This window comes from Mesorhizobium terrae (genome assembly GCF_008727715.1).
GTDB lineage: Bacteria > Pseudomonadota > Alphaproteobacteria > Rhizobiales > Rhizobiaceae > Mesorhizobium > Mesorhizobium terrae.
On record NZ_CP044218.1, the window covers coordinates 501,995 to 516,883 of the forward strand.

At 62.2% G+C, this 14,889-nt stretch carries 13 protein-coding genes; 7 read left to right on the forward strand and 6 right to left on the reverse strand.

The window, feature by feature from the left end; translation table 11 throughout:
• Positions 1–10 precede the first annotated feature (10 nt).
• Positions 11–1,159: a galactonate dehydratase gene (gene dgoD, locus FZF13_RS03715; RefSeq protein WP_024924951.1), complete on the forward strand. Its 1,149-nt coding sequence runs from the start codon at positions 11–13 to the stop codon at positions 1,157–1,159.
• A 25-nt stretch (positions 1,160–1,184) separates the two neighbouring features.
• Here dgoD and FZF13_RS03720 read toward each other — a convergent pair whose 3' ends face one another.
• Together FZF13_RS03720 and FZF13_RS03725 are read right to left on the reverse strand one after the other, a co-directional pair.
• Positions 1,185–2,798: a GMC family oxidoreductase gene (locus FZF13_RS03720; protein ID WP_024924952.1), complete on the reverse strand. Its 1,614-nt coding sequence runs from the start codon at positions 2,796–2,798 to the stop codon at positions 1,185–1,187.
• A gap of 8 nt (positions 2,799–2,806) precedes the next feature.
• Entirely contained in the window at positions 2,807–3,868 is a 1,062-nt protein-coding gene (locus FZF13_RS03725; RefSeq protein WP_024924953.1) for an ABC transporter ATP-binding protein, read from the reverse strand.
• A gap of 111 nt (positions 3,869–3,979) precedes the next feature.
• On the opposite strand from FZF13_RS03725, the gene FZF13_RS03730 reads away from it, so the two are divergent.
• From FZF13_RS03730 to FZF13_RS03755, 6 genes are all read left to right on the forward strand, one after another.
• Positions 3,980–5,377, forward strand: coding sequence for an ABC transporter substrate-binding protein (locus tag FZF13_RS03730; protein WP_024924954.1), 1,398 nt, complete (start codon positions 3,980–3,982; stop codon positions 5,375–5,377).
• Between the two features lie 84 nt (positions 5,378–5,461).
• Positions 5,462–6,340, forward strand: coding sequence for a carbohydrate ABC transporter permease (locus tag FZF13_RS03735; RefSeq protein WP_024924955.1), 879 nt, complete (start codon positions 5,462–5,464; stop codon positions 6,338–6,340).
• Positions 6,337–7,161, forward strand: a complete 825-nt coding sequence (locus tag FZF13_RS03740) for a carbohydrate ABC transporter permease (protein WP_024924956.1) — start codon at positions 6,337–6,339, stop codon at positions 7,159–7,161. Before FZF13_RS03735 ends, FZF13_RS03740 begins: the two co-directional genes overlap by 4 nt.
• Positions 7,162–7,197: 36 nt before the next feature.
• Positions 7,198–8,910, forward strand: coding sequence for an IlvD/Edd family dehydratase (locus FZF13_RS03745; protein WP_024924957.1), 1,713 nt, complete (start codon positions 7,198–7,200; stop codon positions 8,908–8,910).
• A gap of 8 nt (positions 8,911–8,918) precedes the next feature.
• Complete coding sequence (locus tag FZF13_RS03750) at positions 8,919–9,827, forward strand: dihydrodipicolinate synthase family protein (protein WP_024924958.1); 909 nt, start codon at positions 8,919–8,921, stop codon at positions 9,825–9,827.
• A gap of 28 nt (positions 9,828–9,855) precedes the next feature.
• A complete protein-coding gene (locus FZF13_RS03755) occupies positions 9,856–10,590 on the forward strand; it encodes a FadR/GntR family transcriptional regulator (protein WP_024924959.1) in 735 nt (244 codons plus the stop codon).
• A 518-nt stretch (positions 10,591–11,108) separates the two neighbouring features.
• Here the strand turns inward: FZF13_RS03755 and pldH are convergent.
• Genes pldH through FZF13_RS03775 form a run of 4 tightly spaced genes read right to left on the reverse strand, consistent with a single transcriptional unit; the run spans position 11,109 to position 14,888 of the window.
• Positions 11,109–11,855, reverse strand: coding sequence for a pyridoxal 4-dehydrogenase, SDR-type (gene pldH / locus FZF13_RS03760; RefSeq protein WP_024924960.1), 747 nt, complete (start codon positions 11,853–11,855; stop codon positions 11,109–11,111).
• Positions 11,856–11,893: 38 nt separating this feature from the next.
• A complete protein-coding gene (gene ppaT / locus FZF13_RS03765) occupies positions 11,894–13,072 on the reverse strand; it encodes a pyridoxamine--pyruvate transaminase (RefSeq protein WP_024924961.1) in 1,179 nt (392 codons plus the stop codon).
• Positions 13,073–13,098: 26 nt separating this feature from the next.
• A complete protein-coding gene (gene pldA, locus FZF13_RS03770) occupies positions 13,099–13,905 on the reverse strand; it encodes a 4-pyridoxolactonase (RefSeq protein WP_024924962.1) in 807 nt (268 codons plus the stop codon).
• Between the two features lie 47 nt (positions 13,906–13,952).
• The gene (locus tag FZF13_RS03775) at positions 13,953–14,888 is read right to left on the reverse strand and encodes a putative B6 ABC transporter permease subunit 1 (RefSeq protein WP_024924963.1); all 936 of its coding nucleotides are present in this window, start codon (positions 14,886–14,888) and stop codon (positions 13,953–13,955) included.
• Between the last annotated feature and the right edge of the window lies 1 nt (position 14,889).

The window sequence follows — 14,889 nt, forward strand, 5'->3', positions numbered from 1 at the left end:
ACCCGACAAGATGAAGATCACCGCCCTCACCACCTATATCGTGCCGCCGCGCTGGCTGTTCCTGAAGATCGAAACCGATGAAGGTATCTGCGGCTGGGGCGAACCCGTCGTGGAGGGACGCGCCCTGACGGTCGAGGCAGCGGTGAAGGAACTGGCGGACTATCTTGTCGGCAAGGATCCGCGGCTGATCGAGGACCATTGGTCCGTCATGCATCGCGGCGGCTTCTATCGCGGTGGGCCTATCCTGATGAGTGCCATCGCTGGCATCGATCAGGCGCTTTGGGATATCAAGGGCAAGGCGCTTGGCGTGCCCGTCCACGAGCTTCTTGGCGGCCGCTGCCGCGACCGCATCAAAGTCTACTCCTGGATAGGCGGCGATCGTCCGTCGGAGGTCGCCGAGGGCGCAAGGCAGGTCGTGGCGCGCGGTTTCACCGCGCTGAAGATGAACGGCACCGAGGAACTGCAGATCGTCGACAGCCACGACCGCATCGATGCCGCCGTCGAGCGCGTGGCGACCGTGCGCGAGGCCGTCGGGCCGCATATCGGCATTGCCGTCGACTTCCACGGCCGCGTACATCGCCCCATGGCAAAGGCTCTCGTCAAGGAGCTGGAACCGTATCGGCTCATGTTCATCGAAGAACCCGTGCTGAGCGAAAACCGCGAGGCGCTGAAGGAAATCGCCGCCATGTCGTCCGCCCCCATCGCTTTGGGCGAGCGTCTCTACAGCCGCTGGGATTTCAAGCACGTGTTCGAGGAAGGCGCCGTCGATATCATCCAGCCAGACCTTTCGCATGCCGGCGGTATCACCGAATGCCGCAAGATCGCCGCAATGGCCGAAGCCTACGACATTGCGGTGGCTCCCCATTGTCCGCTCGGGCCGATCGCGCTGGCCGCCTGCCTGCAACTCGACGCAGTGAGCTACAACTGCTTCATCCAGGAGCAGAGCCTCGGCATCCACTACAATACGGGCAACGACCTGCTCGACTATGCGAAGAACAAGGACGTCTTCCGCTATGAAGACGGCTTCGTGGCCATTCCCGACGGCCCGGGGCTGGGGGTCGAAATCGACGAGGATTATGTCAAGGAGCAGGCGCGGAAGGGTCATCGCTGGCGCAATCCCATCTGGCGCCATGCGGACGGATCCTTCGCCGAGTGGTGAACGGGCGAAGTTCGTCTGCGCGGCTCTAGCGCTGGGCCGCGTGGATCAGGCCGGCGGCCTTGTGGGCAATCGCCATGGCCGGCGCATTGGTGTTGCCGCTGACGATCGTCGGCATCACCGAACAGTCGATCACATGCAACCCCTCCAGTCCGCGGACCGACATGGATTTCGGGTCGACCACCGCCGACGGGTCGCCGTCCGGCCCCATCCGGCAGGTGCCTACCGGATGATAATTTGTCTTGACCATTCGTTTGGCGTGAACGCGCAAAGCCTCATCGTCAGCGGCCGTGCCGCCCGGTACGATCTCTTCTTCGAGCAGACCGGTTAGCGGCTGCTGGCGCGCGAAGGAACGCGCCGTCTTCAGCCCCTTGATGATCGTTTCCACGTCATGCGGATCGCGTAGAAAGCCACCGTCGATGAGCGGCATGTCGTCAGGCCGGTTTGAGCGCAGCGTGACCTTGCCACGCGAACGCGGGCGCAGCAGGCAACAGGTCATCGTCAGGCCGTCGCAGGCTTCGACGCCGGAGATATCGCGGTCCACATAGACGGTTGGAACACAGTAGATCTTGAGCGTGGCATCGGCCTTAGCATCGTCGGGATTGACGAAAGCACAGGCCTCAACGCCGATCGACGTGACGGGCCCGGATCTGAAAAGCAGATATTGCAGTCCGTTGCGAAGCATCCGCCAACCGCGATCTTCGCCGAAATAACCATACCGTCCATTGCTCTTGAAGATCACGGGCACCTCGCAGTGATCCTGCAAATTCCGTCCGACACCGGGTAGGTCGCAGACCGGAGCAATCTCCAGCGATCGCAGATGATCGGCATCGCCGATCCCCGACAGCATCAAGAGCTTGGGAGTGATGTAGGTGCCGGAAGCGAGGATGACGCCGGAGCCGGCATAGAGACGCTCGACCCGGCCGTTGCGGCGGAACTCGACACCCTTGGCCCGGCCCGCCTCGACCAGAACCCGGTCGACCGTGGTTTGCGTGCGCAGTTCCAGCCTGGGATCGTCCAGCACCCGCGACAGGAAAGCATCGGAGGCGCTGCAACGACGGCGATCCGGCCCGATCGTCGATTGCATGTAACCGACACCGCGCTGGCGGCCGCCATTGAAATCCGGGGTGAAGACTTCGCCAGCATTCTGGACGGCGGCCACGAAAGCGTCGGTCATCGCGCAGCGGTGAAAAGGTGCGGACACGTTAAGCGGACCGGCATTGCCATGGGCGGGCGCGCCCAGGTGATCGTTGTTTTCGAGTACCTTGAAGTGCTCGAGCATGTCGGCCCACGACCAGTCGTGACCGGTGCCCAGCATGTCGGCCCAATTGTCGTAGTCGGCCGCTTGTCCGCGCATGTAGACCATGGCGTTCACTGACGAACCGCCGCCGAGACCCCTGGCCTGCGGCACGATCGTGCTTCTGCCGTCCAGTTGTGGCTGCGGCACCATGTGATGCATGTCGAGATAGGTATCGCGCCCCAGATATTTCATGTAGCCGGCGGGCATATGCATGAGCGGGCTCATGCGGCGTGCTCCTGCCTCCAGGAGCAGGACCCGGGCGCCGAATTCCTCGACCAGGCGCCAGGCCGCCACGCAGCCCGAACTACCGCCGCCAACGATGATATAGTCGTAATCCTTCATGGGTTGATTCAAGCCGGCCGCAGGCGCTTGTCGTTTGCCGTATCAAAGAAAAAGATGCGGCTGCGATCGAGTTTGAGAAAGACCGTCTCGCCGATCGTTACCTTCCGATTGGCGTCGGCTACCGCGCAGAAGAGGTCGTCGCCAGCCTTGATCGAAACCAGGGTGCTTTGACCGACGAACTCGGTGGCAAAGACCGTGGCGACGATGTCTGCGCCGTCCGGCCCCGGCACGAGCGCGACATCGTCGGGGCGGATACCCAGCGTGACGCTTCCGCCAAGCGATGCCGGTAGCGAGGCTATTTCAAATCCGGCGCCGCGGAAGGCTCCAATAGACATCGTCCCACGTAGCAGGTTCATCGGTGGCGAACCGATGAAAGCGGCGACGAACAGCTCGGAAGGGTCCTTGTAGATGTTTTCGGGCGTGTCGAGCTGGACGATGCGGCCACCATGCATGACGGCAACGCGGGTTGCCAGCGTCATGGCCTCGATCTGATCGTGCGTGACATAGATCGTGGTCGTCCTCATCTCATGATGCAGGTGCTTGAGTTCCGCGCGCATCGAAACCCGCAGCTTGGCATCGAGGTTGGAAAGCGGCTCATCGAGCATGAACAGGCGCGGAGTGCGCACGATTGCCCGGGCCAGTGCAACCCGCTGACGTTGCCCGCCCGATAGGGCACGCGGCTTGCGCTCGAGTAGATCTTCGAGATGAACCTTGCGGGCAGCGGATTTGACGCGCTCCCGCCGCTCGTCGACCTGGACTTTGCGTAGCCGCAGCGGATAGCCGATATTGTCGGCCACGCTCATGTGCGGGTAGAGCCCATAGTTCTGGAAAACCATGGCGATGTCGCGCTCGCGTGCGAGTTTGCCCACGACCGACTGGCCACCGATGCGTATGTCGCCCGAGGTGACGTCCTCGAGACCGGCGATCATGCGCATCGTCGTGGTCTTGCCGCAGCCCGACGGGCCGAGCAACACTAGGAACTCCTCGTCCTTCACATGAATATCCAGGTTGCGGATGACCTGCACCGCACCCCAGCTTTTTCCCACACTGGACAGTTCGACGTCGACCAAATGTCCTCTCCTTCATTCCGTCTTGACCATCAATAACTCCGATAATATGAGTATTCAAGATGCGAGTTGATCTTGTTGTCCGGCATGGCGCCGGCTCCGTGGGAGGATGTGATGGACAAGGTGAAAATGCCGACGGGAGGACTGCACCTTGCAGTGGACCGTCGTTCGTTCCTGCGTGCGACTTCGATATTGGCTGCGGGCGGTGTGATCGCCCTCCACTCAGGGCTACCGGTCTATGCGCAGGAGAACAGCACCGAACTGCTCAAGCTCTATGCCGGCGCGAAAGTCGACTGGCAAAGATACAAGGGGCAAACGATCGTGCTGGGCGGGCTGGAACACGTCTGGATGCACGCGATCGTGCCGCTGATCTCGCTTTTCACGCAGCTGACCGGGATCGAGGTCAAGGTCGAGAAGCAATCCGAGACGGAGTTCGCCGCCTCCATGCCGGTAAAGCTGGGCGGCGGCAGCGCCACGCCGGACATCTTCATGATCTGGGCGCTTGGCCAAGCGATTTCTGCCAAATGGCTGCAGCCGCTCGATGCATACCGCAACGACGCATCGTTGTTCGATGCCGCCTGGTACGACGACGCTGATATTTTTTCCTCTGCGCGCAGTTTCGAAAAATGGAGTGACGGCGCCTCCTACGGCCTGGCCATCACCGCGGAAGCGCAGACCCTGTTCATGAACAAGTCGATGCTGGACGCGAAGGGTTTCTCCGCTCCGGCCTCGATGGACGAACTGTTCAAACTCGCCAAAACGCTGAAGAGCGAGGAAGTTGCCGGCATCGCCATGCGGGCAAAGCCGACGGGCGACGCCGCCCCTTGGACGCTGGCGGGTTTCGTTTTCTCTTATGGCGGCGCCTATGTGACGAAGGACGGCAAGTCCGGCCTCACGATGCCGGAATCGATCGCCGGGCTCGACATGTATGGCCGGCTGCTTCGCGAGGCAGGTCCCGTCGGCATCGCCGGTTATCACTGGATGGAATGCCTGAACGACTTCATGCAGGGCGCGGTCGCCATCGGCTGCGATTCTTCAAACTTCGCCACCGACATCGAAGACAAGTCCAAGAGCACCGTCGCCGGAAACACCCTTTTCGGTGTCTTACCGGCTCCTGCGAACAAGTCGGCCAAGCCCAACATGTGGCATTGGATGACTGGCATCAATGCCAAGTCGGCAAACAAGGAGGCTGCCTGGCTGTTCTTGATGTGGGCGACTTCCAAGCCGACATCGGCACTCACCGCCGCCGCCGGACTTGCAACACCACGCAGCTCGGCCTGGCAGACATCGGCATTTCGCGATCGCTTCGGCGCTCAAGCCGCCGATGCCGCGCTGAAGAACCTGCAGGTCGCCGATGGCGATCTGTTCAAAGCCGCCTGGTTCCATCCCAAGGCGCCCGAAATCCTCGATGCGGTCGGAATTGCCGTCAACGAGGTCGTCACCGGCAGCAAGGATGCGACCCAAGCCTTCGGCGATGCCGACGGCAAGGTTCGGCAGGTCCTGAGTATGTGAGGCCAGGAACTTGCACAGGAAATCGTTCGATAAGAGTTGCGCCACTACGACGGCGCAACTTCCAAAAAAGGGCGTGATCTAGAAATGGACGCGCGCACACGCTTCATCATTCTCATGCTGGCGCCAACGACAGTGCTGTTGTTCGGCCTAACCATCTTTCCCTTCATCGCGTCCGTGGCGATGAGCCTCAGCAACTATTCGCTGGTGACACCGGATTCGCTCGCGTTTGCCGGATTGCAGAACTACTTCAACCTATTGCGGTCGGAAGAGTTCTGGACGGCGTTGCGCGCGACGGCATTGTTCACCGTGCTTGCAGTCGCAATCCAGCTCATGCTCGGCGTGGCCATAGCCACGTTTTTGCACCACGAGACACGCGCCGTTCCGCTGCTGCGGGCGATCTATCTTCTTCCCATGGCGATCACGCCCGTCGCCGCCGTCTTCACCTTCCGCATGATGCTCAACCCGTCACTCGGCGTGTTCAACTATCTGCTGAAGCTCGTTGGCCTGCCGCCGCAGGATTGGCTTGGCACGGCAGCGATGGCCATGACGTCACTGCTCGTCGTCGACACCTGGCAGTGGGCGCCTTTCATCCTGTTGATCGCGGCGGGCGGGCTTGCGGCGATGGATGAGGAGCCGTTGCAGGCCGCCAGGATGGATGGCGCGACCGAGACCCAAGTGTTCTTCCATCACACCTTGCCGGCGCTTCTGCCCTATCTCGGTGTGGCCATCGTCTTTCGCGCTATCGACGCCTTCAAGACCTTCGACATCATCTTCGTGCTGACGGGCGGCGGTCCGGGCATCGCGACCAGAACGCTCAATCTCCTGGCTTACAAACAGGGCATCGAGTTCCTTTCGATGGGTTATGCCGCCGCCATCGCGATCGTCATGCTGGTCATCACCATCGTCGCCGCGCAGATGTTCCTGCGTCGGATGCGCATGTTCGTGCCGAGGGCGGCTCTATGAAAGCGCTGCGCATCCTGACGCCTTTCGCCCGCCGCCTGTCACTGTGGGCTTTTGCTCTCTGGTGCCTATTTCCGATCTACTGGCTGGCGATGATGTCGTTGAAGACGGAAGTCGATGCCATGGCGCGCCGGCCCAAATTCCTGTTCGCTCCGATCCTCGACAACTACCTCAAGGTTCTCTCCGATCCGACGATCTGGACCTATTTCGCCAACAGTGCCGTTGTAGCGCTCGCCTCGACGGCGCTTGCCTTGCTGATCGGCCTTCCCGCCGCCTATGTGCTGGCACGCTACCGTTTTCGCGGCAATGCCGACTACGGTTTCTGGATTTTGACCACCCGCATGACACCGCCGGTCGCCGTGCTGATCCCGTTCTTCGTGATGTATGTGAAGGCCGGCCTGATCGGCACGCATGCCGGCCTGATCATCGCTCATGTCGCGATCAACCTTTCCATTGTCGTCTGGCTCATGAAAGGTTTCTTCGAGGACCTGCCAGGCGAACTGGAAGAGGCCGCGGCTATTGACGGCGCGACCTATTTCCAGGCCTTCGCCCACATCTGCCTTCCCGTCGTCCTGCCGGGAATCGCGGCCGTGGCGATCCTGGCATTCCTGTTTTCCTGGAACGAGTTCCTGTTTGCGCTGGTTCTCGGCGGCAATGATGTGCGGACCGTGCCGCTCGGGCTCTATGCCTTTGTCGGATACCAGCAGGTGCGCTGGGGCGAACTGTCGGCAGCCTCGATCGTATTGCTGGTCCCGGTGCTGCTGTTTGTCCTGGTTTTCCAGAAACAATTGATCCGCGGCCTGACCATGGGAGCCGTCAAATGACCGCAAGCCCGATGCACGGAAACTGGAGTTGGTAAGGTGACGAAACGGCGCTCGCAGCACTGGTTCGGTGGACACGGCAAAGACGCCTTCATCCACCGCAGCTGGATGAAGAACAATGGCCTGCCGGACGATGCCTTCGATGGCCGGCCGGTGATCGGCATCTGCAACACCTTCTCCGAATTCACCCCCTGCAACGCGCATTTCCGGGGGCTTGTCGAACATATCAAGGCTGGCGTGCTCGAGGCCGGCGGGCTGCCGCTGGAGTTTCCCGTCTTCTCCTGCGGAGAATCCAATCTGCGCCCTACCGCCATGCTCTTCCGCAATCTCGCTTCCATGGACGTCGAGGAATCGATCCGCGGCAACCCGATGGACGGCGTGGTGCTAATGGCCGGCTGCGACAAGACCACGCCGGCTCTCGTCATGGGCGCCGCGTCCTGCGACCTGCCCTCCATCGTCGTCTCGGGCGGTCCGATGTTGAATGGACGCTTTCAGGGCCGGGAGATTGGCTCTGGGACGGACGTGTGGAAGTTTTCCGAGGACGTCCGCGCCGGGGTCATGACCGAACGAGAATTCGCCCAGGCCGAAAGTGCGATGTCGCGCTCACCCGGTCACTGCATGACGATGGGCACGGCCTCGACAATGGCCTCGATGGTGGAGGCGCTCGGCATCGCCCTGCCCGGCAACGCGGCCTACCCCGCAGTGGATGCCCACCGCGCACGGCTGGCGCGGATGAGCGGCCGTCGCATCGTCGAAATGGTCAGGGAGGACCTTCGGTTGTCGGCGATCCTGAAAAAGGAAGCCTTCGCCAACGCGATCCGCGTCAACGGAGCAATCGGCGGGTCGACCAATGCCGTTGTGCATCTTCTGGCGATTGCGGGACGCATCGGTGTGGAACTGACGCTCGACGACTGGGACGAGCTTGGGCGCAACATACCCACCATTGTCGATCTGATGCCTTCAGGACGCTTTCTGATGGAGGATTTCTGCTACGCCGGCGGCATTCCCGCCGTCATGAAGGAGATCGCCAACCTCCTCGACCTCGACGCCTTGACGGTGACTGGCAGAACCCTGCGCGAAGAACTCGCCGGGGCGATGAACTACAATCCACAAGTCATCCGGCCGAGGCAACAAGCGCTGACACCGCATGGCGGGATTGCCGTCCTGCGCGGCAATCTGGCTCCGGGTGGAGCAATCATCAAACCTTCCGCCGCTTCGCCCGAACTGATGCGCCACCGGGGTCGGGCGGTCGTGTTCGAGGACATCGATCACTACAAAGCCGCCGTCGATGATCCGACGCTCGACATAGACGAAAGCTGCATCATGGTGCTGAAGAACTGCGGCCCGAAGGGTTATCCCGGCATGGCCGAGGTCGGCAACATGGCGCTGCCGCAGAAGCTTCTCAAGAAAGGCGTGCGCGATATGGTGCGGATATCGGATGCGCGTATGTCCGGCACCGCCTTTGGCACGGTTGTGCTGCATACGGCGCCGGAAGCCGCCATTGGCGGACCGTTTGCACTCGTGCGCGGCGGCGACATCATCGAGCTCGACGTGGATGCGCGCAAGCTCCATCTCGACGTTACCGATGAAGAACTGGAGCGGCGGCGGCTCGAATGGGAAGCGCCGGTCCCCACCATGCAGGGTGGCTATCAAGGCCTCTATGTCGAGCACGTATTGCAAGCGGATCGCGGTGCCGATCTCGACTTCCTCGTTGGTTGCCGCGGCCACGCCATTCCCCGCGAAAGCCATTGAGGCATCATATGAACAAGTTCGAAACGGTCGACTTCCACGGCATCCATGCCATTGTCTATGCGCTGTTCGATGGCGAGGAACGACTGGATCGCGCCGCCATTCGAAGGCAGGTGGAACTTTGCCTTGCAGCCGGGGTACACGGCATGGCGGCGCTCGGCCTCGCCACCGAGGTCTCGAAGCTGACGGGGGCTGAACGTCGCACGCTGATGGACTGGGTGGCGGAAGACACCGGTGCCAGGGTACCGCTGGCTTTCACCATCTTCGGTGCCTCCGTCGCCGAGCAGATCGGCCAGATCCGTCATGCCGAAAGCGTCGGCGCGGATTGGGTAATCCTCCAACCGCCGCCGGTCGGCACTTATGGAGCGGCCGAGTATATCCGCTTCTTCGGGCGCGTTGCCGGGGCAACCGATCTGCCGGTGGCCATTCAGAATGCTCCGGCCTTCTTCGGACGTGGGCTGACAGCGGATGAAATACGCGATCTCGCTAGGCAGCACCCCAACATCAGTCTGATCAAGGGTGAAGGACCTGTTGTCGACATAGCCGGCCTGATTACCCGCACCGACAATCGTGTACCGATATTCAACGGTCGCGGCGGACTGGAATTGATCGACAATTTCCGCATTGGCTGTCGGGGCATGATCCTTGCCCCCGACTGTATCGACCATGCGGTGCGCGCCTATAATGCCTTCCACGCCGGCGATGAAGACGGTGCGGAAGCCGAGTACCGGGCCATGTTGCCGGCGGCCGTTTTCGTCATGCAAGGCATCGAGAACCTGATCTGCTACGGCAAGCGCCTATTCGGCGCCCGCTCGGGCATTCCAATCCACGATCGTGGCCCCGCGCTACGCCCCGACAAGATCGGGCTTGAGATGGTGGAGCGTTTCGCGGCACAACTCGGCCCGCTGGCGGTTGAATAGGCGGGCCGCTACGGGAGGACGGCTGCAGATGACGAGATCGAACAGGCTGATATCGGCGAACGAGACGATAGGATCCGTGCCGGCTGCCGAACGCGGTCTACCCGCGCAGATCGCCGCCCGCATGGGGCGCAGCATATTGCGCGGCGAACTGCGACCCGGTGACAAGCTGCCGAAGGAAACCGACCTGCTCGACCAGCTTCAAGTCAGCCGCACGACGCTGCGCGAAGCGCTCACCATCCTGACCAGTAAGGGTTTCATTGAGGCGAAGCAGCGGATCGGCACGAGCGTGCGCGCGCCAAGTGCCTGGAACACACTCGATCCCATGGTCATGTCATGGCACGACGACGAGGACGAACAGGCCCTCGCCCAGGAATTGTTCGAGATCAGATCGGCGATCGAACCTCTCGCGGCCAGGCTGGCGGCCGCGCGCGCCACCGAGGCAGACCTTGCCCAGCTTCGTGCCGCGCTCGCGACGATGGCCGAAGACAATTCCAATCCGCGGCTTGCCATGGAAGCCGACATCGCCTTCCACCTCGGCATCATCCAGGCCGCGCATAATCGCTTCCTCGCACCCGTCGGTTCCGTCATCCGCGCGGCCCTTACCATCAGCGTTCCAAAGACCTTCGCCAAATTCGGCGGCATGAGCCACGCGCTTGGCATGCACGAGGCAATCGTGAAGGCCATTGAACAACGCGCCCCCACCAAAGCCGCCAAGGCGGCTGAAAAGCTCATTGCCGACACCTATGAGCGGAACTTCGGTTGAGCGGGAAAGAACCGTGCTCTGCAGGTGGACGAAACACGTTAGTTTCTTGACGGGTTGCAGGTTCAAGGCAACAAGAGCCGATATCGGATATTCGCACCCATACTCCATGGCCGGCGAAACACGCGCCTCAGGACGAGGACATGCGGCTCATCCCGGTCGTTGTAGTGCATGGTGTCGGCGATGCTTCCACTTGCGGCGATTGATTTCCGTTGTGGCAAAATCTCCGCGGTATGGTTGTCGGCACGCACGAGGACCGCGAACAGCTTGTTGGTCTCTTAGCCCACCCAGCCCCCGATGCCGCCGCAGGATAGGTCCACATACAGCGGGCGTTACTATGGAGCAGGTCGAACACGAAGAAGAATGCCCTCCGCTCCACGCCACCGACCACCATCAGGGCCTCGCCGAAGTCGGCCTGCACGCGAGCATCCGGATGCGACAATGGAACGAACATCCTGACGGCAACGCTTCGGCCAAGCCCTGCATGCCGCTCGCGCACCTGTCTCGCCGCGATAATGGACCTAATGTCGGACCATGCCTGCATCGACGTTGAGCGTCTGGCCGGTGATCCAGCGCGCGTCGTCCGAGGCGAGGAATGAGACGACGTCGGCGATGTGCTCGGGCTGGCCCTTGCCTTTCATGGCCTGCAGCATTTCGACAAAACCGAACGCCTCGTTATGCGGGCTCGCCTTGACGCCGTCGCTCTCGATCAGGCCCGGCGTCACCGCATTGGCGGTGATGTTGTATTTGCCGAGCTCCGTTGCCAGCGCCCGGGTGAAACCGATGACGCCGCCCTTGGCAGCGACATAGGCCGCCATGTTGGGCGTGCCGGCGAAGAAGGTGTTGGAGGCGATGCTGATCACGCGTCCGACCTTGTTCGCCGCGCGCATCTGGTCGGTCGCCGCGCGCGAGACGATGAAGGTACCGGTCAGGTTGACGTCGATGATCTTGCGCCAATGGTCGAGGTCGACGTCGTCCCAGGCGATGAACGGCACGATGCTGGCGTTGTTGACGAGGATGTCGATGCCACCGGATTGCGCCTGAATCTCGGCAAACAGCGCCTTGACCGACGCCGGATCGGAAATGTCGGCGGCAATAGCCTTCGCGTTGCCGCCGATCGATGCGGCTGCGGCCTTAGCGCCTTCGGCGTTGATGTCGCTGACGATGACGGTCGCGCCATCGGCCGCCAGCCGCGCCGCAATCGCCTTGCCAATGCCCTGTGCGGCGCCCGTCACCAGCGCCGTCTTTCCCGCAAGCCGTTCAGTCATGAAATCTCTCCCTTAATGCGTAATCCGATGAGGTGTGTTCAGGCGTCGGCGTCGATGACGGCCAGCGCCGCGTCGATGCCCTTGCCGACGGCAAGCTTCTGGCCGGCAGCATTCATCGCGCCACCCAGCGCCGTCAGCGCGGCAATCGCATAGATCGGCTGCGCCGTCGGGCCCATGTGGCCGATGCGCGTCAGCCTGCCCAGCGTTTCGCCGCGCCCCGACGAAAACACCACGCCGTAGCGGGCGCGCGCGGCCTGGCGCAGCGCCTTCTCGTCGACGCCTTCGGGCGTACGCACGGCGGTTGTGGTCGGCGACGCGATCTTTTCGTTGGCGGCCCAGATCGACAGCCCCATGGCGGCGACGCCGGCACGCATGGCCTTTGCCGTCAGCGCGTGACGCGCCCACACCGCTTCTGGTCCTTCGCTGAGATAGAGGTCGAGCGCCACGTCGAGCCCGTTGATCTCCGAGACCGATGGCGTGAACGGGAACGGGCTTTCGCGCGACCAGGCGTTTTCCCAGTCGACGATGCTCAGCATCGATGCGCGCGGTGCTGCCTCATTGGCCTTCATCTTGGCCCAGGCGCGCTCACTCACCCCCATTATGGTCAAGCCGGGAGGGGCTCCCAGGCATTTGTTGGGGCCGGTGACATAGATGTCGGCGTTGCAATCCTCCGGATGCGTTTTCATGCCGCCGAAGGACGAGACGGCATCGACGATCAGATAGCCGCCATGAGCCGACACCAGCGCGCCGATGGCATCGATCGGATTGATGGTGCCCGACGGCGTATCGTGATGGCAGATCGAAACGATGGTGATTTCGGGATGCTTCTTCAGCATTTCGGCGACCGCCTGCGGGTCGATCGCCTCGTTGTAGGGCACTTCGATTTCGAGCAGGTTGGGCGAATAGCGTTTTGCCCAGTAGCCGAAGCCCTTGCCGTAAACGCCCGAGGCGAGGTTCAGCACGACGTCGTCGGGCGTGATCAGCGATGCCGCAGCAGCTTCCAGGCCGAGAACCGGCTCGCCGTGTAGGATGACCGGCTTGTTCGGCAGACGCATCGCTTTCTGCGCCTTATCGACGACCTTCTCGTAGAAGAGCTGGAACGCCGGATCGTAGTCGTAGAGCACCGTGCGGCCGAGGCCGCGCAGCACTTGTGCATAGGCGTCCACCGGCCCCGCGGTCAGGGTGATGACCGGATCGGCATGATCGGAATAGCGCATGGTCTTGGTCTCCAGAATGGCGGCGGTCAGCCGTAGAACTGCGTGCCGGTTTTGTAGGTTTTGAAGTTGTCCATGTCGTGCGAGTACATCAGCTCGGCGCCGTGATCCTCGGCCAGCTTCTGCACTTTGCGCATCGAATTGACACCCGCGACCGGGTCGATATGGAAGGCCGCCTGGCAGAGCGTTTCGAGGCTCTTCTGCGTATAGGCGGCGTCAATCGTGAACATGATCGGCTTGCGCCTGGGGAACTCGACCAGCAGGCTGTAGTGGCCGATCGAATGGCCGGGCGTCGAGATCAGCTTGACACCCTTGGCGAGCTCAATGTCGCCGTCGATGCCCTCGAAGGTCGAGTTGGCGCGCGTCGTGCCTTCCAGCAATTGCGAGGTCGCGCCGCGCGCCTCTGCCGCCTCTGCCGAGAAGCTCAGATCCGAGTAGCCGAGATGCTCGAAGGGCTGCGGATTGCAAGCCTGCGGCACCTCCGAACGGTGGCAGATCTTCTTGGCATGCGGAAAATATTTGTTGCCGCCGCAATGGTCGAAGTGGAAGTGCGAGTTGACGACGACGTCGATGTCCTTCGGCTCAAGCCCGAGAAGTGCCAGCGCGCCGGGAATGGTCTGGTGCTTTTCCTGGATCGGCTTCTCGAAGGGCAGCACCTTCATGACGTGATCGTAGTCATAGCCGGTGTCGATGAGGAAACGGCCCTCGGCATGCTCGATCAGGATAGAATAGACCGGAAAGCGGACTTCGCCGCCCGGGCCGCGATTCCAGAACACGTGATAGCCGTCGAGGACGAGCGAGCCGCCGTCGAGCAGGTAAACCTTGGTATCCGACATTCTTGCCTCCTGTTTTGGCGCGGGTCCCATCCGCGCATCCGTTGTTGTCAGCGCGCGCCGCGCTCGTAGGGAATACCAAGCGCGGCCGGCAGGCTGGCCCGCCGTCCGAACAGCACCAGCATGATCATCACCGCCAGGAACGGCAGCATCTGGATGATGTCGGTCGGTATGTTGATGCCCGCCACCTGCATGGCGGTGGTCAAAGACAAACAGACGCCGAACAGAAGAGCGCCGAACAGCACCCAGATCGGCCGGCCACGCGCAAGCATGGCCAGCACGATGCCGAGGAAGCCGGCGCCGTTGGTGATGAACGGAATGAACAGACCTGCCCCGACATTGGCGAGATAGGCGCCGCCGAGCCCTGCCAACGCGCCGGTTGACAGCACGGCGATGGTGCGGGTTCGGATGACATCGATGCCGGCGACGTCGAGCGCGGCCGGCTTGTCGCCGGCGGCCTGCAAATTGAGGCCGAGCTGCGTGCGCCGGTAGAGGTAGCCCATGCCGAACACCAGCGCGACCGCCAGATAGACGATCAGATGATGCTTGAAGAAGGCCGGCCCGATTACCGGAATGTCCGACAGCAGCGGGATGACGGTGGCGTTCGGCGCCGGCAGGCGCGGGTAGCTGCGCGAGAACTGGAAGTGATGGAGAAGCGCCGTCAGGCCTTCGAGGCCTAGTGTCAGCGCGATGCCGATGACGATCTGGTTCAGTCCGATGCGCACGCACAGGAGTGCCATGATCAACGCCACCGCAACGCCGCCGGCGATGCCGGTGAGGAAACCCAGCCACAAAGAACCGGAATAGAAGGCGCCGACGAAACCGAGATAGGCGCCGGCCAGCATCATGCCTTCGATGCCGATGTTGAGCACGCCGGCCTTTTCCGACATCTGCTCGCCAAGCCCGGCGAGCAAAAGCGGGATCGCCGCGGTGATCGCGCCAAACAGAAGCGCGCTGAGAAAGACTTCGCTGAAGAGCCCGGTCATG